Consider the following 23,581-nt stretch of genomic DNA (forward strand, 5'->3'; position numbering starts at 1 on the left):
TTATTGGACATTGCTTGTCAAGTTAGACAAGAGACGTTCAAATGAATATTCATAGGTTTGGATGTCTCCTGCACCCATAAAGACGTAAACAGCATTGTCATGGTCTAGGAGTGGAGAAACATTTTCAACAGTGATAACCTGATGTTTCTTGTTGATTTTATTGGCTAAGTCTTCTACTTTGACATCACCATGGTCCACTTCACGAGCTGATCCATAGATTTGCGCTAGGTAGACGGCGTCTGCTTGATTCAATGCATGGGCAAATTCGTCCAACAAGGCAATGGTTCTTGTAAAGGTATGCGGTTGGAAGACTGCCACGATTTCCTTGCTTGGGTATTTCTGACGAGCTGCATCCAAGGTTGCAATGATTTCTGTTGGATGGTGAGCAAAGTCATCAATAATCACTGTATCATTGACAATTTTTTCAGTGAAACGACGCTTAACACCTGCAAAAGTTTTCAAGTGTTCACGGACCAAGTTCAAATCAAAGCCAGCTGTGTAAAGAAGACCAATAACAGCTGTCGCATTCATGATATTGTGACGACCAAAGGTTGGAATGTGGAATTGTCCCAATTCTTGACCACGAAAATGAACGGTGAAGGTCGAACCAGTTGTAGAACGTAGAAGGTCGCTAGCTACAAAGTCATTTCCCTCAGCATCAAAGCCATAGTAATAGATTGGCGCATTGGCTGTGATCTTACGCAACTCAGCATCCTCACCGTATACAAACAAACCTTTGGTAATTTGTTTGGCATAGTCGTTAAAGGCATTGAAAACATCCTCTAGACTTGTAAAGTAGTCTGGATGGTCAAAGTCAATGTTGGTGATGATAGAGTATTCTGGGTGGTAAGGCATGAAGTGACGCTCATATTCGTCTGATTCAAAGACAAAATATTTGGCATTGGCTGAACCACGACCTGTCCCGTCACCAATCAAGAAGCTGGTGTCTGTGATGTGAGACAAGACGTGTGACAGCATACCTGTCGTTGAAGTTTTTCCATGTGCTCCTGCCACTCCCATGCTGACAAAGTCGCGCATAAAGCTACCGAGGAATTCGTGATAACGTTTATAGCTGATGCCATTTTGGTTCGCATAGGCGATTTCAACGTTGTTATCTGGACGGAAGGCGTTTCCCGCGATAATCTCCACATCACCTTGCAGGTTCTTTTCATCAAAAGGAAGAATCGTAATTCCTGCCTGCTCTAGTCCACGTTGAGTAAAGTAGTATTTTTCAACGTCTGAACCTTGAACCTTGTGTCCCATTTGGTGCAACATCAAGGCTAGGGCACTCATCCCTGATCCCTTGATTCCAATAAAATGATATGTTTTTGACATGCTTTTCTCCCCTACTCAGTAATTCTTGTCAGATTCAACTCTTGGGCAACCTGACGTTCCTGTTCCGTTTGCTTATTCTTTTTATTATAGATTTGACTCTTCTTTAGAAAATCATAGTTGTTCTTGTTAGCTTTTTCCGTTTGGGTTTTCGGAGTTGGATTCGCCACTTGGCCAACCTCCTCAGCTAAGATATAGTGAGACTGGCTCAAGTTTTTACTAAATTTAGCAAACTCACCTGGATTTTCCTTTTGAAATGGTGCTGTTGGTTGGTTTCCTTGACGAACAAGTGTTGAACCATTGTGTCGTCTAGTATGACTAACATCCTGAGTCAAATACTTGGCTGAACGTTTCTTCTTCAAGTCCGCACGCGCCTCTTCTCGAGCCAATTCAGCATAGGTTTTTTCAACTTTTTTAGGTTCTGGGCTTGGCTTTGACTCCTTATTAACCACTGGAGAAACTACGGTTTCTTCCTCATTGATAGGAGACCATTCTAAATAGTTCTTATCACGGTAATCACCTTTGATATTGCTAATAAAGTCTGACTCATCGTACAAGTCCATGACTGGCATTTTGGTCAGCATGATCTCATCATCTGACACCAGTGGAAATCGATCTTGTTTCATTTTGTATTTCCTTTCAACACTTCATTATAGCGTATTGTCTTGATTTTTCAAGTGCTGGCTTCAGAAATCCCTAAAATTTCTCGAATTTCTGCCAGACTAAGACTCGCACGCGATTCCGTTCCATCCAAAACTTGGGAAACCAGGTGTTTCTTCTGTTCTTGGAGTTCTTGAATCTTTTCTTCAATGGTCCCTCTAGTAATCAAACGGTAAACCTCTACCTTCCGCTCCTGTCCCATTCGGTGAGCTCGTCCGATAGCTTGAGCCTCGACAGCAGGATTCCACCAGAGGTCCACTAGGATGACGGTGTCAGCTCCTGTCAGATTGAGACCGACACCACCTGCCTTAAGGGAGATGAGAAAGATATCTCTTTCCCCTTGATTAAATATTTTAGTCATCTCTTGTCTGTCTTGAGCAGGAGTTGAGCCCGTAATTTTGAAGGAGGTCAAGCCCAAATTTGGGAGTTCTTGCTCGATTTTCTCCAACATTCCTTTGAACTGGGAGAAAATCAAGACCCGATGCCCACCATCAGCCACTTGTAGCAATAAATCTCGGAGACTATCCAATTTACCACTGGATCCCTGATAATCGTCCATAAAGAGAGCTGGCGTATCGCAGATCTGGCGCAAACGCATAAGACCGGATAAGATTTCTACCCGACTTCTCTGGAATTCTTGGTCTGTCACTTGGGCTAGACGGTCTCGCATCTGTTGCAACTGGGCCAGATAGATGGCCTTCTGCTGGTCTTCCAGTTCATTTTTATAGACGACTTCGATCAGGTCAGGCAGTTCTGTAAGAACTTCTTCTTTCTTACGCCTCATGACGAAGGGTTTGATAAACTGCGCGACTCGGTCAGCCGGTAATTTCATAAACTCCTTTTTACTTGGCAAGAGCCCCGGAAGCACAATTTGAAAGATAGACCACAACTCTCCTAAATGGTTTTCGATGGGCGTACCTGACAAAGCAAAAACTGCTGGCACCACAAACTGGCGCAAACTCTGAGCAATCTTGGTTTGGGCATTTTTCATGACCTGAGCTTCATCTAAGAAGAGAAAATCAAAAGCCATCTCTTGATAAAGCTCGCTGTCTTGACGAAAGGTGGCATAGCTAGTCACATAGATTTGGTGATTTTCAGAAAGAATCGCTTCTCGATTCGCTTTCAAACCATGAATGACAGCCAAATCCAACTGTGGGGCAAATTTCCTGAATTCATCTGCCCAATTGTAGATCAAACCTGACGGTGCTAAAATCAAGACCCGACTATCTTCGGTCACCTGACTAGTCAAAAAAGCAATAGTTTGCAGTGTTTTTCCCAGTCCCATATCATCGGCTAGGATGCCACCAAAGCCATAGTGGTGAAGCATCTGGAGCCAACGGACTCCCTTTTCCTGATATTCTCTCAAACTCGCCTGCACCCGTATATCTCCCAAAGGAAAATCCTCTGGATGGGTCAAATCATGAGCTAAATGCTGAAATTCCTCTGAGAAGGAGATCCTATCTCGACCTTCAAAAAGCTGAGACAGACTGTAAGCTAAGGATTTCCGAGCCTGAAAAGAACCATCTTTTAGCTCAACCCCCAGTTCCTGTAAATTTTGACGAATCTGCTTGGTTTCCTCATCAAAAAAGTACACTTGGTCAGAAGAACTGATATAGAAATCCTGATTGCTGGTCAGGGCTTTGAGAGCTTGATCAATCTCTTCTTGGGCAATCCCTTGGAAATCAAATTGGATTTCCAACAGTCCTCCCTTGGACTCAATCTGAACCTGAGGGGCTTGGACGCTGTAGAGCTGATTCATCTCATCAGACAAGAAAACCTGACCCAACTTCTCAAAAGCTGGAATCGTATGGTGAAAGAAAGAATAAACCACTTCCGACTTCAAAGCCTGTCTCCAAGACTGAAAATCGGCCTCAAAACCAGCTCCTAGACAGACTTGAAATAGCTGGTTTTCCAAGACAGCATCGCTTGAAAAAGGTAATTGTTCCAGCTGTTGACGACTAGTCACCTTAACATCTCCATAGTCAAACTGGATATCCAAGCGGATACGGCCGTCATCCTCCCTATCAAAGTAAAAGATTGGTGAAAAGGGTCTGATTTGCAAGCGCTCAGGAGCAGAAACTGTGCCCAGCTGTCCAAACAAAGGCAGACAGGCGGCCAGACGGTCACGATCACTGTTGTCAAACTGGAGGCATTTTCTCCCTCTTTCCTCCTGAGGGAGCTCTTTGATTTCCTTTAGGAGGCTGATTTGTTTAGGGTTTAAGAGATAAAGATTCCCCTTACGAAAGAGAACTGCCCCTCCATAGAATACGTTAACTCGCTCACTTTCAGAAATCTCCATCTCAAAATAATCGGGATACTCCTGCACGGAAAAAGAGAACAGTTTCGCATCGGGATCTAAATCATGAAAGAGAAGATTTTCATAACTAGTAATCTGGTGCTCAAAATGAAAATCTTCCAAGTTCATCAGCAACTCCACTCCCTGTTCAAAAAAGGTCAGAGGGAAAAAGAGGTGACGACCTTGATTAGGGAAAAAGATCTCTTGACTCAGTCCCTCCTCAATCAAGCCACATAAAAAAGTAAGAACATCTTGACTAGCTGTATCAAAAGCATCCCAAGACAAGTCATTTTCATAGTGCTTCCCAATCATATATGGCTTTCGATGGACCAAGACCTTCAAAAAGAGAGGGATGTCACGAATGACATAATATTTTTGACTATCAACTAAACCGATTCGGAGTGTCCAAAGGAGGCGATTGGTCCCAGCTTCTACCTGGCCTTGAGCCGACAAAGTGTAGATTTTCTCTCTCTTCTGAGGTTGGATCCGCTCCAAAAAACTACCACCAAAACCAACCTTGGTTTCGACCTCTTCTTGCTCTTCATGTCCTTTTTCTAAGGCTTGTAAAATCACCTGGCCTTCTTCATCATTCTTCAGATAATGCTCGAGCGCTGCTAGGTGAACACAGTAACCTCTTTTTTGGAAAAAATCGCAAGCACAAAAAACCAGATCATCCTCTAAACTGTAGCGCAAGTCTTCTCCCGCCACACGAGTATAGAGGCGATTCCCTTTTTCCTTGATAATCTCAATGTTGCCTGTTTCATAGAGTGTAACCCCCTCCATGCGCAACTTTCCTGGAATCAATTTAGCCATAGTTACCCCTTTATCTTATCTTTTCATTATACCACATTTTCCCCTACGAAAATAGCCTTCTAGGAAGAGTTTTCTCCTAGAAGGCTGGATTTTTAAAGTGTAGCAAAAGTGGTCACGATGCGTTGGCAAACCTCTTCCAGTACTGACTTCGGCATAGCCACATTGAGGCGGGCATGAAGAGTTCCCTCCTCTCCAAAGTCCAAACCTCGATTCAAGATAACCTTGGCTTCATTCTTCAAAAGCTCTTGCAAGCGGTCATCCGTTAGGTCATAGGCTGAAAAATCAAGCCAAATTAAGTAGGTACCTTGCGGTTTCATGACCTTAATCTTGGTTTCGTTGCCCAAAACATCTACTACATAGTCAATGTGGTCCTCGATGACTTCTTTTAACTCTCCTAACCAGTCCTTACCATAACGGTAGGCAGCTTCTGTCGCCAAATATCCCAAACCTGAGATTTCATGCTGGTTATTGGCCAACTGCCGTTTTTGGAAAGCAACACGAAGCTTTGGATTTTCAATAACTGCATAGGAATTCTTGGTCCCAGCAATATTAAAGGTTTTAGTGGCACTGCTCAAGATAAGGGCAAAGTCTTTAAAGGCGGGATCAATGGTGTTAAAAGACTGGTGTTTGTGACCAAAGAGGGCCAAATCTTGGTGAATCTCATCTGAAACCAACAAAACACCATGTTTTTGGCAGAGATGACCAATCTTTTCTAACACTTCCTTTTCCCAAACACGTCCACCAGGATTGTGGGGGTTGCAGAGAATATAAAGCCTCACATCCTCTTCCACCAATTGCTTCTCCAACTGATCAAAGTCAATCTCAAAGAGCCCATCCTTTTCCACCAAAGAATTGGTAATCAATCTGCGATTGTTCAGTTTGACACTGCGGGCAAAAGGTGGATAGACCGGTGTGTTAATCAGAACAGCCTCTCCTTCTTTTGTAAAGGCTTGAATAGCTGTTGAAATAGCTGGTACCACTCCCTCTATAAAGACGAGGGCATCCTTGTCAAAGTGATAGCCGTGTTGTGTAGCTTCCCAGTCCTGAACCGACTGAATCAAAGCATCACTTGCATAAGTATAGCCATAGACCAACTGATCTGCGTAGGCTTGTACAGCTTGTCGAACCTCAGGCAAAACCACAAAGTCCATATCTGCTATCCAGGCTGGTAGAACTTCGCGATTAGCTTCCGCTTCTTTCCATTTATAGGTATGGTGCCCAAAACGATTGGGCAGGCTTGTAAAATCATATTTTCCCATATCTATCTTATCCCTCCAAAGCTTGGCGCAAGTCCGCAATCAAATCTCTAGCATCCTCAATCCCAATGGATAAACGCAAGAGGTCATCTGTTAAGCCATAGGAATGGCGCACTTCTGCTGGAATATCCGCATGGGTTTGAGTTGTCGGATAGGTGATCAGACTCTCTACCCCACCCAAACTTTCCGCAAAAGAGAAGACCTTCAAGCTATTTAAAATATGAGGAATACGCTTTTCATTCACTACTTTAAAGGAAATCATACCCCCACGTCCAGTATAAAGCACTTCCTTAACTGCAGGTAAATCCTTCAAAAAGGCAACCACTTCTTGGGCATTGGCTGTAGAACGCTCCATACGAAGAGGTAGAGTTTTAAGACCACGAATCAACTGATAACTATCAAATGGTGACAAGACCGCACCAGTCGTATTCAAATTATAGAACAGTTGCTCATATAGTTCTAAACTATTAGTCACAACGACCCCAGCCAAGACATCATTGTGCCCTGCTAGATATTTGGTAGCCGAATGAAGAACGATATCCGCACCATCTTCAATCGGTCGTTGGTAAATCGGACTGTAGAAGGTATTGTCCACCACTACCTTGGCACCCTTGGCATGAGCTAGTTTGGCTAGTTTGGCAATATCAAATTCCAACATCAAGGGATTGGTTGGTGTTTCAATATAGAGAACATCCACATCTTTCTCTAACTCAGCAATCAACTCTTCTTCTGTATTGGCATAGGTAAAATGGAAACGGCCTTCTTGCTCGACTTGGTTAAACCAACGGAAAGAACCCCCATAAAGATCTCTCACAGCCAAGACTTTACTTCCTACCGGAAAGACACTAAAGGCCAGTACAATCGCAGCCATACCTGAGCTTGTCGCTAGGGCATAATCTGCTGATTCGATTGCCGCCAAGACTTCCTCCGCCTTACTGCGAGTTGGGTTTTTAGTCCGAGTATAGTCAAATCCCGTAGACTGACCGAACTCTGGATGCTGATAAGTGGTTGAAAAATGAAGCGGCGTCACCAAGGCACCTGTTGCCTCATCTGACTTGATCCCTGCCTGGGCCAAAATTGTGTTGATGTGTAGTTCTTTGCTCATACAATACCTCCAAATCTATAGTAACTATTGTATCATTTATTTTCGCCAACTCATTTTCTTGTTTTCAAGAGCTAGTTATAGTTTCAAACTATATAAAAACGATAGTTCCTTAAGAAACTATCGTTTTTCCTGTTGAATAGACTGGTTATTTAACGTGTTTTGCCAGTTCTTCTTGCGCTTTTTTATTTGATTCTTCTTTTTCTTTCTGCCATTTTTCTTTAGCTTTTTCATACTCATCAGTCGTTACAGTCTTATCTTGCAACTTGAGGTACTTGTATGATTCGACACCCTTATTTCCAGCTTGTGAGAATGGCGCTGAGAATGGAACTGTCTTTCTCAAGCCAGGTGTTCCACCTTGGGAAACGTTTGGAATTGCAAGGGCGCTATCAACGAGCCAAGCTTGAATTTCAGCATATTTTTCATAACGTTTTGCTGGATCTTGCTCTTTATTAGCTTCTTCCAACATTTGAGTGTAGGTATCCAGACCAACCGCCTTAGCCTTGTCATTGACCTCACCTGGTTCTAGACCAAGGTTTTGCAACATACCACCGTTATTGACATTTAAGATATCAAGATAACTTGATGGATCCAAGTAGTCCGCACTCCAACCGCCATTATAGATATCAAAGTCTTTTTGAGCTGCAGTTTGAGCTAGGTAGCTAGAGTTGTCAAAGTCATCTGTTGATAGCTGTTGGATATCGATAACCACATTCTCAGCTCCTAGAACAGATTCGATGGATTGTTTCAAAGAACTTGCTTCAAGTACACCTTTTTTAGCTGATTGGTCAACTGATACGTCCAAGTGGATTGGGAATTGTACACCCTTAGCTTCCAATTCTTTCTTAGCTTCTGCAAATTTAGCCTTGGCCTTGTCAGGATTGTAGTATGGATCTTGCGCATCTGCAAAGTTGATTCCTTGCCATTCTTGGCCATAGTTGACCATCTTTTCTGAAACAACATCGCCAAAGTCTTTTCCGTTGATACTTACAAACGTAGGAGGTACAACCAAGTTACGAATAATCTTTGTTGCTCCTTCTTCCCCTTGAGATTGTGCTCCATAGGCTGTACGGTTATAAGCATAGTTGAAGGCTTGACGGAAGTTTTTATTCAGAACTGCTTCTTGGGTTGATTTCTTTTCGATATCTGAGGACTTAGAAGTGAAGTTATAAGATTTTCTGTCCAAGTTGAAGTTCAAGTAATAAGAAGTTGCGTTTTGCATACTATAGATAATGTTATCCTTATTGCTCTCTTTAATCCCTTCAAAGCTTGAACTATTAGGATAGAGACGAGCATAACTATAGACTCCTTCTGCAAAGTTACGAGCTAGAGCATCTTGGTCACTACCGTCATAGTAGGTCAATTTCACATCGTCCACAAAGACATTTTTAGCATCCCAGTAATTTGGATTTTTCTTGTATTCGATAACAGATTTTGAAACAAAAGATTTCATCAAGAAAGGTCCACTATACAAAATACTAGAAGGATCTACCTTACCAAAGTCATCCCCTTTTGATTTCAGGAAGTCTGCATTGACAGGGAAGAGAATGGTTGAAGTTGTTTTAGAATTCCAATAAGGTTCTGGACGTGTCAAAGTATACTGAACTGTTTGGTCGTCAATCGCCTTAACACCGACAGTTGAAAAGTCAGTTGTTTTCCCGTTGATATAGTCATCCAAACCTGCTACCGAGTCTTGAATAAGGTACAAGGCTTCGGATTTTTTATCAGCAGCATATTTCAAACCTGTCACAAAGTCTTGGGCCGTTACAGGGGCGTATTCTTCACCCTCATAAGTATACCATTTTGCATCCTTACGCAATTTGTAAGTATAGGTCAAACCGTCCTGAGAAACAGTCCAATCCTCTGCCAATGATGGAACATAGTTACCGTATTGGTCATTTTCCATCAACCCGTCCACCAAATTGGTCACGATGTCATTGGTTGTTGCACGGTTTTCTGCAAGATAGTTCAAACTAGATGGATCGCTCGAATAAACATAGTTATATGTTTTAGAAGCGCTACTTGAATTTCCACATGCGCTCAGTAAGATACCTGCGCTTAACACGACACTTGCAAGTGTCAGATACTTGGCCTTAGACTTTTTCATTTCCAGAACCTCCTGTTTAAAAGTTTTGTCTTATTATACAGCTTTGGTTTTATTTAGTCAAGTGATTTCTGAAGAAAAACTTAAAAAAACATATTTTTTGCTCTTGATTTTAGAAAAAGTTCTCTTTTTTTAAGAAAAATGTAGTATAAAAACCTTTCTATTAAAGAAAGGTTAAATTCGTTACTTTTATTTATAAATCTTTTTACGATATTTTCAATCGTGTACGTAGTCGGTCTGCTTGAGCTTTGCCGATTATCTTGTCCAAGAGTCGTGTCCGTAGGCTCATCAAACCATAAAGACCTCCTCCAAGCCCTCCGATGAGAGCCACATAAAGGAAACTCCAGAAACGTCCACTTGGTTGGAAGACAAAACCGAGTAGCCACTGCAAGAAGCCAACTAGGATAAACATGACAAGGGTCAAGATGGTAATCAAGATGGTTCGCTTCAATATAATCTTTCGACGAGCACCTGTTACCTGGCAGATGTCTCGGTACATCAAGACATTTGGAATAATCAAGCCGATAGTCGTTGAAATCAAAGGACCGTAGCTGTGGAAAATAGCTATGGTTGGCAATTGCAAGACAATCTTAGCAATGGAACCATAGATGAAGTAAAGAACTGCCTTGCGGTTTCGGAACATGGCCTGAAGCATAGGAGACAAGACCATATACAATCCTAGGATAGTAGACTGCAAAACTGCAAAGACAAATAATCCCATGGCCAGACTATCTGGCTTACCGTAAAAAACTGTATAAAGAGGCTCCCCTACCATGACCACTCCAACCGTTGCCGGTAGTAGAAATAAGAAGAGCATGGTGAGGCTATCTTGGACTAGGCGAGCCGCCGCCTGCAAGTCACCTTTTACATAGTTTTCCGTCAAAAGCGGCAAGCCGACACTCCCGATTGAAACTCCCACAGAGATTAAAATCATAGTAATTTTATTGGGATTGGCTGAGAAATAAGAAAACATGACAACCAAGTCTTCATTGCTGTAGTTAGTAAACCACTTCATACTATTGATAAAGGTCATCTGGTCTAAGATTTGGAAGAGTTGAATGGCTGATCCTGTCAGGATAAAGGGAATGGCTTCCTTGATGGTATCGACTAAGAGTCGCTTACTATTGATCTTATCCCGTGTTTCAAAAACTCTTTTAAGCAAACCTTCTTGGGCAAGGAAATAAATCAAAACTGCAAAACTTGCCACCATCCCCACAAAGGCAGCAAAGGTCGATTGAGTAACTGCTGATAAGTAGTCACCAGACCCCATCTTCATAATGAAGAAGGTCGCCAACAACATCCAGATAACACGAATTACCTGCTCGGCGATTTGGCTCATGGCATAAGGTTTGAGGTTATTCATCCCTTGGAAAAATCCTCGAATGACACTCATAGATGGGAAAATCAAGACCGCCCAAGCCAAGCTCTGCATGATAGGTATCAAATCTTTCCCCACACCTGACAAATCTGCTAACCAGGGAGAAAAGAGATACAAGACCAAGGCAAAGACTAAGCCCAAGCCAGTCATAAAGCCTAGGAAACTCCGAATCAAGGCAAAGCTGTGTTCTTCTTCTCGCATGGTATTGTACTTAGCCACTTGTTTGGCGACCGCAACTGGGATACCCGCTGTCGAAATCAGCAAGAACCAGGCGTAAATATTGTAGCCCATGGTAAAGAGACCATTGGCCTTAGCGGCATAAGTCCCCATCCAGATATACCAGGGAATAATGTAGATAGCACCAAGGAGGCGACTAATAAAGTTACTAGCTGTTAGCCAAGCAGTTCCTCGCAACATCTGGGCCTGCTGGTGATTGTTTTCGTTAGACATAGCTTCCTCATTCAATTTTGATAACTAGGAAAAGTTCCTTATCTTCCATTATAAACTTTTCCTTGTTACTTGTAAAATTCGGGCTTGAAGTTTATAATAGAAAGTATGATTAAGATTGAAACCGTATTAGATATTTTAAAGAAGGATGGCCTTTTTCGCGAGATTATTGACCAAGGACATTACCACTACAACTACAGTGAAGTTGTTTTTGACAGCATCAGTTACGACAGTCGAAAAGTAAAAGAAGGCACTCTTTTTTTTGCAAAAGGCGCTGCTTTTAAAAAAGAATACCTCCTATCTGCTATAAGTCAGGGCTTAGCCTGGTATGTCGCAGAAAAGGACTACGAGGTTGGTATCCCCGTCATCGTTGTGAACGATATCAAAAAAGCCATGAGTTTGATTGCGATGGAATTTTATGGAAATCCACAAGAGAAACTCAAAATTCTCGCTTTCACAGGGACAAAAGGAAAGACAACAGCTGCTTACTTTGCTTACCACATCCTATCGCAACGCTACCCAACAGCTCTCTTGTCAACTATGAACACAACTCTGGATGGCGAGACCTTCTTTAAATCTTCCTTCTCAACGCCTGAAAATATCGATCTCTTCGACATGATGGCTCAGGCTGTTAAGAATGGAAGAACCCATCTTGTAATGGAAGTCTCTAGCCAAGCCTATCTTGTTCATCGAGTCTATGGCCTGACCTTTGATGTAGGTGTCTTTCTCAACATCACTCCTGACCATATCGGTCCGATTGAGCATCCTAGCTTTGAAGACTACTTCTATCACAAACGTCTCTTGATGAAAAATAGCCGAGCAGTTGTCATTAATAGCGACATGGACCACTTTTCTGTATTGAAAGAACAAGTGGAAGATCAAGAGCATGACTTCTATGGTAGCCAGTCAAGTAACCAAATCGAGAACTCCAAAGCCTTTAGCTTTTCCGCTACAGGTGAACTCGCTGGTGATTATGATATCCAACTCATCGGCCACTTTAACCAAGAAAATGCAGTTGCTGCAGGACTTGCCTGTCTTCGTCTAGGTGCCAGTCTGGAGGACATCAAAAAAGGGATCGCTGCAACCCGCGTCCCTGGACGTATGGAAGTTCTCACTCAGAAAAATGGAGCCAAGGTCTTCATCGACTATGCTCACAATGGCGACAGTCTGAAAAAACTGATTTCTGTTGTTGAAACCCATCAAACTGGAAAGATCGCTCTGGTTCTCGGTTCGACTGGAAACAAGGGTGAAAGTCGTCGCAAAGACTTTGGTCTCCTCCTCAATCAACATCCTGAGATTCAAGTCTTTCTCACAGCGGATGACCCCAACTATGAAGATCCAATGGCCATTGCTGAAGAAATCAGCAGCTATATCAGTCATCCTGTTGAAAAGATTGCCGATCGTGAACAAGCCATCAAGGCAGCTATGGCCATCACAAATCAAGAACTTGATGCCGTGATTATTGCTGGTAAGGGAGCTGATTGCTACCAGATCGTCCAAGGAAAGAAAGAAGACTATCCTGGAGATGCGGCTATCGCAGAACGTTATCTATAAAAAATCAAGGGAAACATTCCCTTGATTTTTTTAGTCTTCTTTCTTAAATGAATTTTTAAGACCTTCAACGGCACCTTCTACAGCACCTTTAGCATCTTCAACAACTTCTTTTGCTTTCGCAACTGTTCTTTCTACAGTACCTTCTGCTTCTGTCTTGCTATCACCAGTAACTTTCCCAAATCCTTCTTTGATAGCACCAGTTGCTTGATCCAATTTATTTTCAAGTGACATAGCTCTGTCTCCTTTGCTTTTAATGCGATAATGGTTATCGCTTACATTTAGTTTATGCTTATTCTTTAGCAAAGTCAAACAATCTGCTCAAAAGCAAGCAATTAAGACAAATAGAAAATCAACCGTTCCTTGTCGAAATCAACAGCCAACTCATACTTACCTTCTTCGTTTTGCACAATATAGCCTAGGACGACCAAACTATCCACAAAGATATCACGGCGTTTGTGCATCAGTTGATCTTTTTTGAGGAATTTTAACAAAAAAGTCGTCATATATTTGAGGGCATACTCAGGGTTAACATCTCCTAAAATATCATAGAGTTTCTGCTGTTTTTCTGTCAAAGGATATTGGTGCTTGACCTTGTAGAAATAGTTGGATAGGGTCATCTTTTCTCTTGCAAAGTCCGTACGTTCGACTAAAATGGCAGCATTGGTTTGATTGCGCAATTCTGTCTCAAAAGTCTTCTTCAGCAAAGCATGATAAACTGGACTGTCCTCTCTGACAAAAATTTCTTGGTCAAGGACCAGACTGTCTATTGATTCTAGAAAAGAGAGATTAAGGGAATAACGTTTGTTTTCCCTTAGGATCAAACCTGCCTTAATATACTCTTCCATTAGCTTATCAACTGCTACATCTGGAAACTGGGCCTTGATTTCTCGAAGAATCACATCGTCATGCTGGTCCAGATAATCCACCAAATCTATAAAAAATGGCTGTCGAGTCAGACGGGAGGGGTTAAAAATCTGAATCATGAAGATTCCTTTCTTTACATTCTAATAGAGGGGATGCTGCTAGTTGACTAGGATTGGTCCCCGGTTGATTCAGAGGCACAGGAAGTTCGAGTTTCCTGTAATAGTCCCTCCAAAAATCACTAATTTCCTGCTCCTCATCCCCAAATTTCATGGGAATAGTTTCAAAAATCGGTAGGATTTCAGCGATGTACTGGGAGCAGTAAAAGCCAGAACCATCTGGGTAAAACGAGCTATTATAAGGAGCACCTAGATGCTGGCAAGCCTTCTCCTTTACCAAGTCAGCTTCCAGCTCTGGATAGACATAAAGGTCGTAAAGATGAGTCGGTTCAAAAAATTCATCCGGTTCTTGACAGATAACCCCTGTTTGTCCACTAGCATGGTAGATCAAACCGTCCAAAAAGATTACTACATGACTATAGTTCCCAGTAGAAGCCTGGATGGCCTGCCCCATATCTGAAAGGTCCTTCACAAAAATCAAATCACCATTTTCTAACATCTTTCTCTCCTAGAAAAAAAGGAGCCGAAACCCCTTTAGCTATATGGAAAACACCGTTTTCTCGTGTCAATCTCCAGTCAAATAATTACCATTTAAATAATTCATTAACTATATTATAAGAGTCACTCTAGCTGAAAATAATAAAGCAGACCCAAACTTCCAAAAGACAGAACTAAGTATAGGATTCCTATTTGCAATCCATACAAATGCCAAAAACTACCACTAACTAAAATAAAAATCGATATCTCAGCAACAAGTCGATGCCATTTTTTAAAAGCATGTGGAGATTTTGGTGCCATATATCGTGCCCAAAATAAGATTAATAGAACTGCTAGAAGAAAAAATAGGAATTTTTCCAGCCAAGAAATTTGTATCACAGACACGGAGAAAAGACCAAGGATTGCCACAACCTCAACCAAAAAGCGCAGTCCTTCAATCAATCGCATCATGCTATCACCTTCTATAATAGTCAAATTAACAGTTCCAAATATTCATTAAGAATTACCCATTAAAGCTTTCTGTCAACTGAGGCACCACTTGTTTCTTACGTGAAACGGCACCTGGAAGGAAAGCATGGTTGTTTTCAAGTTTGAAGTTAAAGGCTGCTTCCACCTTGTCCATGTTTGATCCAAGAGCAAGGATTTCTGAATTTGAGTTAACGATATCTGTAATCATCAAGACAAAGTCAGAGTAGCCATTTGCTGTATTGGCAGCTTGCATTGCAGCTTCAATTTCAGCTTGGCGTTCCAAAACTTCAGCGATATCAACTGTGTTTACTTGAGCTACACGAACCTTATTTCCATTGAGTTCAAAGGTCTTAGCATCGATGTCAATCAATTCTTCAGCAGATTTGCTAGCCAAGTTAGTACCAGCCTTGAGCATAGCCAAACCGTACTCTTCCAAGTTGACACCAGCCAATTCAGCCAATTCAGGCGCAATGACTTTGTCAGATGGGTGAGTTGTTGGAGATTTCAAAAGAAGAGTATCTGAAATCAAACCTGAAAGCATCAAACCTGCGATTTCTTTAGGAACAGCTACACCATGTTCTTTGAACATGCGGTAAACGATAGAAGATGCTGATCCAACTGGTTCCAAGCGCATGTAAAGTGGGCTTGCAGTTTCAAAATTAGCCACACGGTGGTGGTCTACAACACCGTAAACTTCTACTTCTGCGATATCTGATACAGATTGTTGGAATTCATTGTGGTCAGTCAAGATGACTTGCTCTGCACCTTCTGCTTTAGCAGATGTAATGACGCGTGGTGCTTCTACACCAAAATAGTTCAAAACGAAGGCTGTTTCTTCATTAGGAGTTCCAAGTGCTACTGCTTCTGTGTCCAATCCATAAGCTTCTTTTGCAAGATAGGCAAAGGCTACAGATGACCCGATGGCATCTGAGTCTGGATTTTGGTGACCAAATACTAGAATCTTAGACATGATAATACCTCTTTAAATTTATTCATCTTATTGTAGCACTTTTTTCCTCTTTTGACAAAAGTAAGAGAAGCCAAAAGACTCCTCCTTAGACATCAATATGGTTGACTAGATTTTTCTCTTGATTTTCGGATAAAAATCGTTCTTTCTGCAGGCGTTTCTTTCGTTTGAGGAGAGCCTCTGCAGACATGGCTTCTTCCTTACTGGCAAAACCCTCTACATAGATGAGTTTGACTGGCAAGCGAGCTCGGGTATACTTTGCTCCCTTACCACTATTATGAACGGTAAGGCGTTTCTTAACGTCTGTCGTATAACCAGTATAGTAAGAACCGTCACGGCACTCCACCACATACATATATGCCTTATGATCCATAGTAAATCTCTTGAATTTCTGGGGTATAAGAACCATCATCATTGTGAACGATGAGTGGTGGCAAGACCTTAAAGCCACTGGTCGATCCATCCTTGATGGCTTCGATTAAGAGCATATTGGCCTCCTTCTCACGTTTCGGATAGACAAATTGAAGACGCTTGGGTGCCAAATTGTGGCGTTTGAGCATATCTAGGATATCCAAGAGTCGATCTGGACGATGGACCATGGCCAAACGGCCATTAGACTTGAGAATACTCTGAGCACTTCGGCAGATCTCTTCTAGATTAGTCGTAATTTCGTGTCTGGCCAGAAGGTAGTGTTCACTCTCGTTCAGATTGGAATGCGGATCTACCTTAAAATAAGGCGGATTACACAAGATCATATCCACCTTACTTCCCTGAATGTGGACAGGCATATTTTTCAAATCATCACAGATGACCTGCATCTGCTCTTCCAAGCCATTTAACTGAACCGAACGCTCTGCCATATCCGCCAAGCGCTCTTGAATCTCTACAGAGAGAATTTTTGCCTCTGTACGACTGCTTGCAAAAAGTCCCACTGCACCATTTCCAGCACAAAAGTCCACAATTAAACCCCGTTTAGGGAAGCGAGGAAAGCGTGACAAGAGAACACTATCCACCGAATAGCTAAACACCTCTCTATTTTGAATGATCTTGATATCTGTCGAAAAGAGCTGGTTGATTCGCTCTCCTGGTTTTAATAATTGTTCTTCTTTCATACTTTTATTATAACAAATTATGTTAATATTACAAATGATTTGAATAATCGTATTTATGGCTTCTTCTTTAAATGCTCTAATGCCTCACGCGTCCAAACAGGCATCATTCGGGCAAGAGGAGCAAAACCATGCTTGATCCGATCATTTGAAAAACGTCTCCGTCTTGGCAATTGATGTTTTTCTTCCTCCAAAGTACGGATAGAAAGACTGGCTTTCCCAGTGTATTCGTCAAAATCCACCACCTGAACTTGGACTTCATCGCCAATTTTTAAAATGTCATAGATATTTTCAATAAATCCCGTCCGAATCTCCGAGATGTGAATCAGCCCTGTCACCCCTGTCTCTAACTCAACAAAAGCACCATAGGGCTGAATTCCTGTAATACGCCCAGTTAGCTTATCACCAATTTTCATTCTAGTCCTCAATTTCAATCGTTTCAATTACTACATCTTCAACTGGTTTGTCCATTGCACCAGTCTCAACAGCTGCAATGGCATCCAAGACCGCAAACGATTCTGCATCTACCAATTGCCCAAAAACAGTATGACGACGGTCAAGGTGAGGAGTTCCACCTTGTTCTGCATAAATCTCAGCGATTGGTTCTGGCCAACCACCACGCGCAATCTCTTTCTTAGAGTATGGCAAGTGTTGGTTTTGCACGATAAAGAACTGGCTACCATTGGTATTTGGACCAGCATTCGCCATAGAAAGAGCACCACGGATATTATAAAGTTCTTCAGAAAATTCATCTTCAAAAGAGTCGCCGTAGATTGACTCACCACCCATACCAGTACCAGTTGGATCTCCACCTTGGATCATAAAGTCCTTGATAATACGATGGAAAATCACACCATCATAGTAACCATCTTTTGAAAGAGCAACAAAGTTGGCTACTGTTTTGGGAGCCTGTTCATGGAAGAGCTTGATACGCAAGTCTCCGTGATTTGTCTTAATGGTCGCAAGAGGGCCTTCTACTGTTTCAATTTCTACTTGTGGGAAATGCAATTCTTTTTCTACCATACCAAATCCTTCTAAGGCACCAAAAATGCCATCTTCTTCTACTGTTTTTGTAATATAATCTGCTTTTTCTTTGATTTTTTCATGGGAAACTCCCATGGCAATACTGATTCCAGCATAATCAAAGAGTTCCAAGTCATTGAGACCGTCACCAAAAACCATGACATTCTCTGGTTTCAAGCCTAAATGCTCCACCACCTTGGCTACACCTGTGGCTTTTGAACCTGAAATCGGCACGATATCTGATGAATGTTCATGCCAACGCACCATTCGAAGTTTATCCGATAAAGACTCTGGCAAGCGCAAGGCATCTCCTTTATCTTCAAAGGTCCACATCTGATAAATCTCTACTTTTTCATGGAAGTCAGGATCCACATCCAAGTTTGGATAAATCGGATCAATAGCTTCACTGATCAGTTCTGTTCGCGTGGAGAGTTTGGCGTCATGACTACCAACCAGGCCGTACTCAATTCCCTCTTCCTTCGTCCAAGAGATATACTCCTCAACATCTGACTTGTCAATCTGATGTTGATAAATGACCTTACCTTTTTTATCTTCTATATAGGCCCCATTTAGAGTTACAAAAAAGTCCGGTTTGAGCTCACGAATCTCTGGAACAACACCAAAAATACCACGTCCAGAGGCGATTCCTGTTAAAATTCCTTTTTCACGCAACTGTTTAAAGACAGTAGGAATTGTAGCTGGAATAAAACCTGTCTTTGACGTACGCAGAGTATCATCGATATCAAAAAAGACGATTTTAATCTTTTTTGCCTTGTATTTTAATTTCGCATCCATCTCTCTACCTCTTTTCCATCACTCTTTCCATTATACCATAAAGCTGATGAAATTCCTTTTTTGAAAAAAGATGAAAATCCTATCAAAAAGAGAGCCAGTAAAACTAGCCCTCTCTTTTCATCCTAGAACATCTCTAGAGCAATCATGGTAATCATCGTTGCATCATAGTAGTTGTCCAAAGGTAAATCTTGTGTGAAAATGTATTTATTTTGCTGAAGAAGTTTCAGATAGCCTTCTCCCTTGTCAGACGCGTAGGTAATCGGTGCCAAGAAACTACCTGCCTGGTATTGATTGAGGGCCGTTCCGTTCAAGTCATAACCAGCATAAATGCGCTGCTCTTTCATAAAGAAATTCATCATCTTTTGAACGAGTTTTTGGCTTCTTTCATCCTGGCTCTGTGACAAGTGATAAGGCAAACGGCAAGCGTTATAAGAGTACGCCCCATCGTATTGAGATTCGATAGTGTTGGCATCAACAAGACGTGCCCCTGACTTCTCAGCCCAGATAAAGTCTGGCAAGAGACCCGTATCAGAATGAGAACTGATTTGCTCCAATTGCCCAAGCATCTTATCCTTAACATCTAACCACTGTTTGTTTCCAGTCAGGTCATAGAAAGACTGGAAATAGTGAGGAAGAGTATCAGATGTCCGCATCAAGTAATAATAATCGGAATTCTTATTTGCCCAGTTCCCTACTGTTAAAACACCCGTCTCTTTATTGTAATTATATCGAAGTATATCTTCTAAGATTTTTTTAGCTTGTTCTTGGTATTCCTGAGCTTTATCTGGCCACTGCTTAGAAGCTTCAATCAAAGAATAAGCGATGTAGAGATCTCCATCAGTTGCATTTTGCTTTTTGACCGTTTCACTACCATTTTTGATCACTTGTTTCCAAGACATTAACTGCGTTCCCTCTATGCGATGATTTTGATAATAGCGATAGAGGTTATCAAAATCTGCTTGACTTGCTTGTCCTTTTTGGGCTGCTAAAACCGTTATGAGCATACCGTAACTTTGGGCTTCTGATAGAACTGTCGTTTCCTCAGAATCATTCGTCGTACGAACAAAAGACTGATCGCCTTTTGTAACAAGGAACTGTTGGCTCCATTGGCTGTAAATTCGATTCCGCATCTCGATTTTAGTCCTTCCTCTTGCTAAAAACAAGGCTAAACAAAAGATAGAAAGAATGAGCACAAACCATACATATTTTAATTTATTTGTTTTCATAGAACCTCCTATCCTGCAAACCGTTTGGTTTTAACCCACTTGGTTTCTTTCCGTCGAAGTACCTTATCCAGTATAATAGATGAAATAGAATCAACCGATACGATGATAAAGATCTGAGAATAACTAAAATAAGATGCCAAGGCCAACCAGATTTGTTTAGTCGTCGCTTGTCCAAATTGACTTGCTAATGCCGTCATAATTTGCATCAAATAGAGACCAATCATAAGTATCCAGTTGAAGAGCATGAGCTGGGCGATGTAGATATTGTCCGCATCAAAAGCGAATGGAACCCTGATATCTGGGAAGAAAAGGTTAAGACAGATTGCTAGCACATTCGCTAGGAAAATCAAATCCGATAGAACAATGGCAAAGTTAAACCAAAAGAAAACACACGAATAGTTAAAGACTTCTAGTTTGACACGCCAGTTTCCTCTGCTAAATAAATGCTTAAAGTTTGAGAGAACAACTTCATAATTTCCTTTCGCCCAACGTTTACGCTGCATATAGTAACTCTTTAAGGTCTCAGGTTCTTGTTGGAAAGCCTCTGAATTATAGGCAAGGGCAATCAATTTACCACTCTGCATGATTTTGAAAGAAATATCGGTATCCTCTGTCAAGGCACCATTTTTCCAACCACCGATACTCTTTACAAAGTCGGTTTGAATTAGAAAGTTGGTTCCTGGGATACGCCCAATTTTAAAGAGATGCCACATCCCAACGTGGTGCACGCGCTGAGTAACAACGATTTCTTGGTTGATACAACGAGTCAAGAAATTTTGATTGGCATTTCGAGTCTTGTTGCGACCGAAAGATGCCACGTGACGTTCTGGATCCTTCATCACTTCTTTTACAAGGAAATAAAGAGCGTTCTTTTCAGGCATGGCATCCGCATCATAAACACAGATATATTCACCCGTTGCCATCTCCAAAGCATCGTTTAGAACGCCCGCTTTTCCTCCCGTACCAGTACGGTCGATAATAGTAAGATTTCTTCCTGCATATTCAGGCATAGCTTGTACAGACAAACACTCTGCATAGGTGTTATCCGAACAGTTATCCGCAAACAAGAGCAACTCCACACGGTCGTGAGGATAATTCATGTCCAAGATAGCTTTTGTCGTTTGTGCAATAACCACATCCTCATTATGAGCAGGTACGACAATGGTAACCTTCGGATAATAAGGCAAGGGCGAAGTGTCTACACGAAAATCGCTGTGTTTAAACCAAAAGTGAACAGCTGAAAAGAGAATTACCAAGCCCCAAGCCAGAGAAATCCAAATTGTAAGCAAGGTAAAAATCATCAGTATTTGACTAATCATGTTTCACCGCCTTAAAATTCTTATTCACCCGATAGTAAAGAATATTATATGCAATAAATAGTATGGCAAAACAAATTCCAAAAAAGAAACTCACTCCCAAAGCAATTCTGAAAAATAGGTCTGTTAGAGTCATTTCCCCTCCTAATATTCTACAATTATATCCGTCTCTAATTGACGTTTCAAATAGCTCACTAAATCAGAGTAATTTTGATACTTACTTTTATTTTGCGAGTCAACCACTAAGTAACCTAATTGAAATTGAATCTCTTGCATTCCATTTTTTCCATGGAAATGCAAAGCCTCTAGATCCTTCACTATATTATTCAAACAAAATTCCTGTAAAGAAATCTGACTATCATGAGATAATATAATAAAATTCCCCTCCGAAAGATAGTAAAGTTTATCATTGTAACTTAGTTTTTGAGCAATTATTTCTTGAATACGAACTAACATGCGATTATATTCTCTCGGATTTATCTGAAAAAATAGGTCCTCATGCGACCAATGAATTAGTACTGACTGTAGCACAAATTCACTTTGTTTATTTACCATAGAATGATAATCTGATTTGGCATCATCTTCTTGATCCTGAACCTTTGAAGCCATTTTTAATAAATAATGTCGAACATTCATTAGAATACCAAGCAATGTTGGAAAACTGATTAATAAAAGCAGAACTGAAGAATTAGGGATGAAAACTACACCTGCTATTAAAACAATGACTCCCAATCCAAAAGATAAGATAAGTGTCCAAGCAAGGAGTAAATCAGATAAAACTAAAACCGAAAATAAGGCTAAGGCAAAAAACAATAGTTGCTCTAAAATAATAGTTCGAGCATAGAAAAAGCAAAGTACCAACAAAAGAAGCTCACATCCAAGCAAAGTCAGAAACCAGTTTCTAAATCTATACCAATTTTTCATTTTGTCCTAGCCCCTTCTTGAAACTCTGATGCAGATTCACCAAAGCCAAAATAATGTTTAATAGTCTGTACAATTCTTTCTGATGCATTTCCATCTCCATAAGGATTTGGTGCCTGAGACATTTGTCTATAGACAGTTTCATCTGTTAAGAGTTCGGTCATCGCTTCTTTCACACAGACTGGATCTGTACCAACTAGCTTCAAAGTACCCGCACGTACTCCTTCTGGACGTTCCGTCGTGTCACGAAGGACAAGGACAGGTTTTCCGAGAGAAGGCGCTTCTTCCTGAACACCGCCAGAGTCGGTCATGATAAAATAGCTTCTTGAAGCCAAATTATGAAAATCAAGTACATCTAAAGGTTCAATCAAATGAATACGATTGTGCCCAGCCAGTATATCTTTTGCTGCTTCTTGAACGACAGGGCTAAGGTGAACAGGATAGACAACTTCAATTTCCTGATGGAGATCTACCATCTCACGTAAAGCTGCAAAGACATTTCTCATTGGTTGACCTTGATTCTCACGACGGTGCATGGTTACCAATACAAGTTTCTTATCTGGTTCCAATTGATCCAGAACTTTATGATAGTAATCCGATTGAACGGTTAGTTTCAAGGCATCAATGGCTGTATTTCCCGTAATGACAATAGCAGACTCAGGGTGATTTTCCTTGAGGAGATTTTCTTTACTCTCACTAGTTGGAGCAAAATAGAGATCCGCAAGACTATCTGTCATCTGACGATTCATCTCTTCTGGGAAAGGAGAATATTTATCAAAGGTCCTTAGACCAGCTTCAACGTGGCCGATACGTACCTGATTATAGAAAGCAACTAAACTTGCTGCAAAAGTTGTCGTTGTATCTCCATGAACAAGAATTATATCTGGAAGTTCTTGCTTAACAACTGGATCAAACTTTTCTAAAATTTTTCCAGTAATATCTAAAAGGGATTGATTTTTCCCCATAATATCCAGGTCATAATGTGGCTCGATGCTAAACGTTTCAAGAACTTGATCAAGCATTTGACGGTGCTGAGCTGTCACAACTGTAATCGTCTCAATGCTGTCACTATGTTTTTGCAATTCCAACACTAAAGGGGCCATTTTAACAGCTTCTGGTCGTGTCCCAAAAACAACCATCACTTTCAGTTTTTTCATTATAGTATCCTTTTGTTACAATAATATTTGATACATGATATTAATCACTATATCCAATTATTTCTCAAATCAATTAATTTGAGCATCATAATTATATTACCGCCTATTAATCTAAATGTCAATTTATTATTAAAGTATACTATTGCATTTAATTGATTTTTAACAATTTGTAACCTTTT

Annotated in this window: 21 protein-coding genes; 1 reads left to right on the top strand and 20 read right to left on the bottom strand. The window is 41.1% G+C overall.

The genetic code is table 11. The annotated features are described in order from the left end of the window. From murC to AXF18_RS00125, 7 genes are all read right to left on the bottom strand, one after another. The gene (gene murC / locus AXF18_RS00095; RefSeq protein ID WP_049501527.1) at positions 1-1,335 is read right to left on the bottom strand and encodes a UDP-N-acetylmuramate--L-alanine ligase; all 1,335 of its coding nucleotides are present in this window, start codon (positions 1,333-1,335) and stop codon (positions 1-3) included. Positions 1,336-1,346: 11 nt separating this feature from the next. Further along, positions 1,347-1,958 (bottom strand): cystathionine gamma-synthase, encoded by a 612-nt coding sequence (locus tag AXF18_RS00100; RefSeq protein WP_065371286.1) that lies wholly within the window; start codon positions 1,956-1,958, stop codon positions 1,347-1,349. 47 nt (positions 1,959-2,005) lie between these two features. Further along, on the bottom strand, positions 2,006-5,101 hold the full coding sequence (locus AXF18_RS00105; RefSeq protein ID WP_065371287.1) for a DEAD/DEAH box helicase: 3,096 nt from the start codon (positions 5,099-5,101) through the stop codon (positions 2,006-2,008). A 92-nt stretch (positions 5,102-5,193) separates the two neighbouring features. Next, entirely contained in the window at positions 5,194-6,360 is a 1,167-nt protein-coding gene (locus tag AXF18_RS00110; RefSeq protein ID WP_065371288.1) for a MalY/PatB family protein, read from the bottom strand. A 7-nt stretch (positions 6,361-6,367) separates the two neighbouring features. Further along, complete coding sequence (locus tag AXF18_RS00115) at positions 6,368-7,462, bottom strand: cystathionine gamma-synthase (protein WP_065371289.1); 1,095 nt, start codon at positions 7,460-7,462, stop codon at positions 6,368-6,370. Positions 7,463-7,607: 145 nt separating this feature from the next. Then, complete coding sequence (locus tag AXF18_RS00120) at positions 7,608-9,566, bottom strand: peptide ABC transporter substrate-binding protein (RefSeq protein ID WP_065371290.1); 1,959 nt, start codon at positions 9,564-9,566, stop codon at positions 7,608-7,610. 202 nt (positions 9,567-9,768) lie between these two features. Further along, entirely contained in the window at positions 9,769-11,391 is a 1,623-nt protein-coding gene (locus tag AXF18_RS00125; protein ID WP_065371291.1) for a polysaccharide biosynthesis protein, read from the bottom strand. Between the two features lie 105 nt (positions 11,392-11,496). On the opposite strand from AXF18_RS00125, the gene AXF18_RS00130 reads away from it, so the two are divergent. Next, complete coding sequence (locus AXF18_RS00130; protein ID WP_065371292.1) at positions 11,497-12,942, top strand: UDP-N-acetylmuramoyl-L-alanyl-D-glutamate--L-lysine ligase; 1,446 nt, start codon at positions 11,497-11,499, stop codon at positions 12,940-12,942. A gap of 30 nt (positions 12,943-12,972) precedes the next feature. Here AXF18_RS00130 and AXF18_RS00135 read toward each other — a convergent pair whose 3' ends face one another. The 13 genes from AXF18_RS00135 to wecB form a co-directional block, all read right to left on the bottom strand. After that, a complete protein-coding gene (locus tag AXF18_RS00135; RefSeq protein WP_065371293.1) occupies positions 12,973-13,173 on the bottom strand; it encodes a CsbD family protein in 201 nt (66 codons plus the stop codon). Between the two features lie 101 nt (positions 13,174-13,274). Continuing rightward, a complete protein-coding gene (locus AXF18_RS00140; RefSeq protein WP_065371294.1) occupies positions 13,275-13,925 on the bottom strand; it encodes a DUF1803 domain-containing protein in 651 nt (216 codons plus the stop codon). Beyond that, a complete protein-coding gene (locus AXF18_RS00145; RefSeq protein WP_065371295.1) occupies positions 13,909-14,421 on the bottom strand; it encodes a YiiX/YebB-like N1pC/P60 family cysteine hydrolase in 513 nt (170 codons plus the stop codon). Before AXF18_RS00145 ends, AXF18_RS00140 begins: the two co-directional genes overlap by 17 nt. Positions 14,422-14,543: 122 nt before the next feature. Further along, the gene (locus tag AXF18_RS00150; RefSeq protein WP_065371296.1) at positions 14,544-14,870 is read right to left on the bottom strand and encodes a DUF2568 domain-containing protein; all 327 of its coding nucleotides are present in this window, start codon (positions 14,868-14,870) and stop codon (positions 14,544-14,546) included. A 52-nt stretch (positions 14,871-14,922) separates the two neighbouring features. Continuing rightward, entirely contained in the window at positions 14,923-15,858 is a 936-nt protein-coding gene (locus AXF18_RS00155) for a manganese-dependent inorganic pyrophosphatase (protein ID WP_049519060.1), read from the bottom strand. Positions 15,859-15,943: 85 nt separating this feature from the next. After that, positions 15,944-16,228, bottom strand: coding sequence for a GIY-YIG nuclease family protein (locus AXF18_RS00160; RefSeq protein WP_065371297.1), 285 nt, complete (start codon positions 16,226-16,228; stop codon positions 15,944-15,946). Beyond that, the gene (locus AXF18_RS00165; RefSeq protein WP_049489909.1) at positions 16,218-16,967 is read right to left on the bottom strand and encodes a tRNA1(Val) (adenine(37)-N6)-methyltransferase; all 750 of its coding nucleotides are present in this window, start codon (positions 16,965-16,967) and stop codon (positions 16,218-16,220) included. Before AXF18_RS00165 ends, AXF18_RS00160 begins: the two co-directional genes overlap by 11 nt. Before the next feature lie 53 nt (positions 16,968-17,020). After that, on the bottom strand, positions 17,021-17,380 hold the full coding sequence (locus tag AXF18_RS00170) for a S1 RNA-binding domain-containing protein (RefSeq protein WP_000689618.1): 360 nt from the start codon (positions 17,378-17,380) through the stop codon (positions 17,021-17,023). Between the two features lies 1 nt (position 17,381). Further along, positions 17,382-18,782 (bottom strand): bifunctional Cof-type HAD-IIB family hydrolase/peptidylprolyl isomerase, encoded by a 1,401-nt coding sequence (locus tag AXF18_RS00175; RefSeq protein WP_065371298.1) that lies wholly within the window; start codon positions 18,780-18,782, stop codon positions 17,382-17,384. Positions 18,783-18,904: 122 nt separating this feature from the next. Then, a complete protein-coding gene (locus AXF18_RS00180; protein WP_065371299.1) occupies positions 18,905-20,008 on the bottom strand; it encodes a glycosyl hydrolase family 8 in 1,104 nt (367 codons plus the stop codon). An 8-nt stretch (positions 20,009-20,016) separates the two neighbouring features. Further along, positions 20,017-21,327 (bottom strand): glycosyltransferase, encoded by a 1,311-nt coding sequence (locus tag AXF18_RS00185; protein ID WP_065371300.1) that lies wholly within the window; start codon positions 21,325-21,327, stop codon positions 20,017-20,019. A gap of 141 nt (positions 21,328-21,468) precedes the next feature. Next, a complete protein-coding gene (locus AXF18_RS00190) occupies positions 21,469-22,248 on the bottom strand; it encodes a hypothetical protein (protein ID WP_065371301.1) in 780 nt (259 codons plus the stop codon). Beyond that, positions 22,245-23,402, bottom strand: a complete 1,158-nt coding sequence (gene wecB, locus AXF18_RS00195) for a non-hydrolyzing UDP-N-acetylglucosamine 2-epimerase (protein WP_065371302.1) — start codon at positions 23,400-23,402, stop codon at positions 22,245-22,247. Before wecB ends, AXF18_RS00190 begins: the two co-directional genes overlap by 4 nt. Between the last annotated feature and the right edge of the window lie 179 nt (positions 23,403-23,581).

Origin of the sequence: Streptococcus sp. oral taxon 064 (assembly GCF_001683375.1) — a bacterium.
In the GTDB taxonomy this organism is placed as follows: Bacteria; Bacillota; Bacilli; order Lactobacillales; family Streptococcaceae; genus Streptococcus; species Streptococcus oralis_S.

Coding starts and splice junctions, on each gene's coding strand:
- AXF18_RS00185 (WP_065371300.1), bottom strand. CDS start 21,327: ATGATTAGTCAAATACTGATGATTTTTACCTTGCTTACAATTTGGATT.
- AXF18_RS00110 (WP_065371288.1), bottom strand. CDS start 6,360: ATGGGAAAATATGATTTTACAAGCCTGCCCAATCGTTTTGGGCACCAT.
- AXF18_RS00160 (WP_065371297.1), bottom strand. CDS start 16,228: ATGGATCATAAGGCATATATGTATGTGGTGGAGTGCCGTGACGGTTCT.
- AXF18_RS00120 (WP_065371290.1), bottom strand. CDS start 9,566: ATGAAAAAGTCTAAGGCCAAGTATCTGACACTTGCAAGTGTCGTGTTA.
- AXF18_RS00165 (WP_049489909.1), bottom strand. CDS start 16,967: ATGAAAGAAGAACAATTATTAAAACCAGGAGAGCGAATCAACCAGCTC.
- AXF18_RS00130 (WP_065371292.1), top strand. CDS start 11,497: ATGATTAAGATTGAAACCGTATTAGATATTTTAAAGAAGGATGGCCTT.
- AXF18_RS00190 (WP_065371301.1), bottom strand. CDS start 22,248: ATGAAAAATTGGTATAGATTTAGAAACTGGTTTCTGACTTTGCTTGGA.
- AXF18_RS00140 (WP_065371294.1), bottom strand. CDS start 13,925: ATGATTCAGATTTTTAACCCCTCCCGTCTGACTCGACAGCCATTTTTT.
- AXF18_RS00175 (WP_065371298.1), bottom strand. CDS start 18,782: ATGGATGCGAAATTAAAATACAAGGCAAAAAAGATTAAAATCGTCTTT.
- AXF18_RS00155 (WP_049519060.1), bottom strand. CDS start 15,858: ATGTCTAAGATTCTAGTATTTGGTCACCAAAATCCAGACTCAGATGCC.
- wecB (WP_065371302.1), bottom strand. CDS start 23,402: ATGAAAAAACTGAAAGTGATGGTTGTTTTTGGGACACGACCAGAAGCT.
- AXF18_RS00125 (WP_065371291.1), bottom strand. CDS start 11,391: ATGTCTAACGAAAACAATCACCAGCAGGCCCAGATGTTGCGAGGAACT.
- AXF18_RS00180 (WP_065371299.1), bottom strand. CDS start 20,008: ATGAAAACAAATAAATTAAAATATGTATGGTTTGTGCTCATTCTTTCT.
- AXF18_RS00135 (WP_065371293.1), bottom strand. CDS start 13,173: ATGTCACTTGAAAATAAATTGGATCAAGCAACTGGTGCTATCAAAGAA.
- AXF18_RS00100 (WP_065371286.1), bottom strand. CDS start 1,958: ATGAAACAAGATCGATTTCCACTGGTGTCAGATGATGAGATCATGCTG.
- AXF18_RS00145 (WP_065371295.1), bottom strand. CDS start 14,421: ATGTTAGAAAATGGTGATTTGATTTTTGTGAAGGACCTTTCAGATATG.
- AXF18_RS00105 (WP_065371287.1), bottom strand. CDS start 5,101: ATGGCTAAATTGATTCCAGGAAAGTTGCGCATGGAGGGGGTTACACTC.
- murC (WP_049501527.1), bottom strand. CDS start 1,335: ATGTCAAAAACATATCATTTTATTGGAATCAAGGGATCAGGGATGAGT.
- AXF18_RS00115 (WP_065371289.1), bottom strand. CDS start 7,462: ATGAGCAAAGAACTACACATCAACACAATTTTGGCCCAGGCAGGGATC.
- AXF18_RS00170 (WP_000689618.1), bottom strand. CDS start 17,380: ATGAAAATTGGTGATAAGCTAACTGGGCGTATTACAGGAATTCAGCCC.
- AXF18_RS00150 (WP_065371296.1), bottom strand. CDS start 14,870: ATGATGCGATTGATTGAAGGACTGCGCTTTTTGGTTGAGGTTGTGGCA.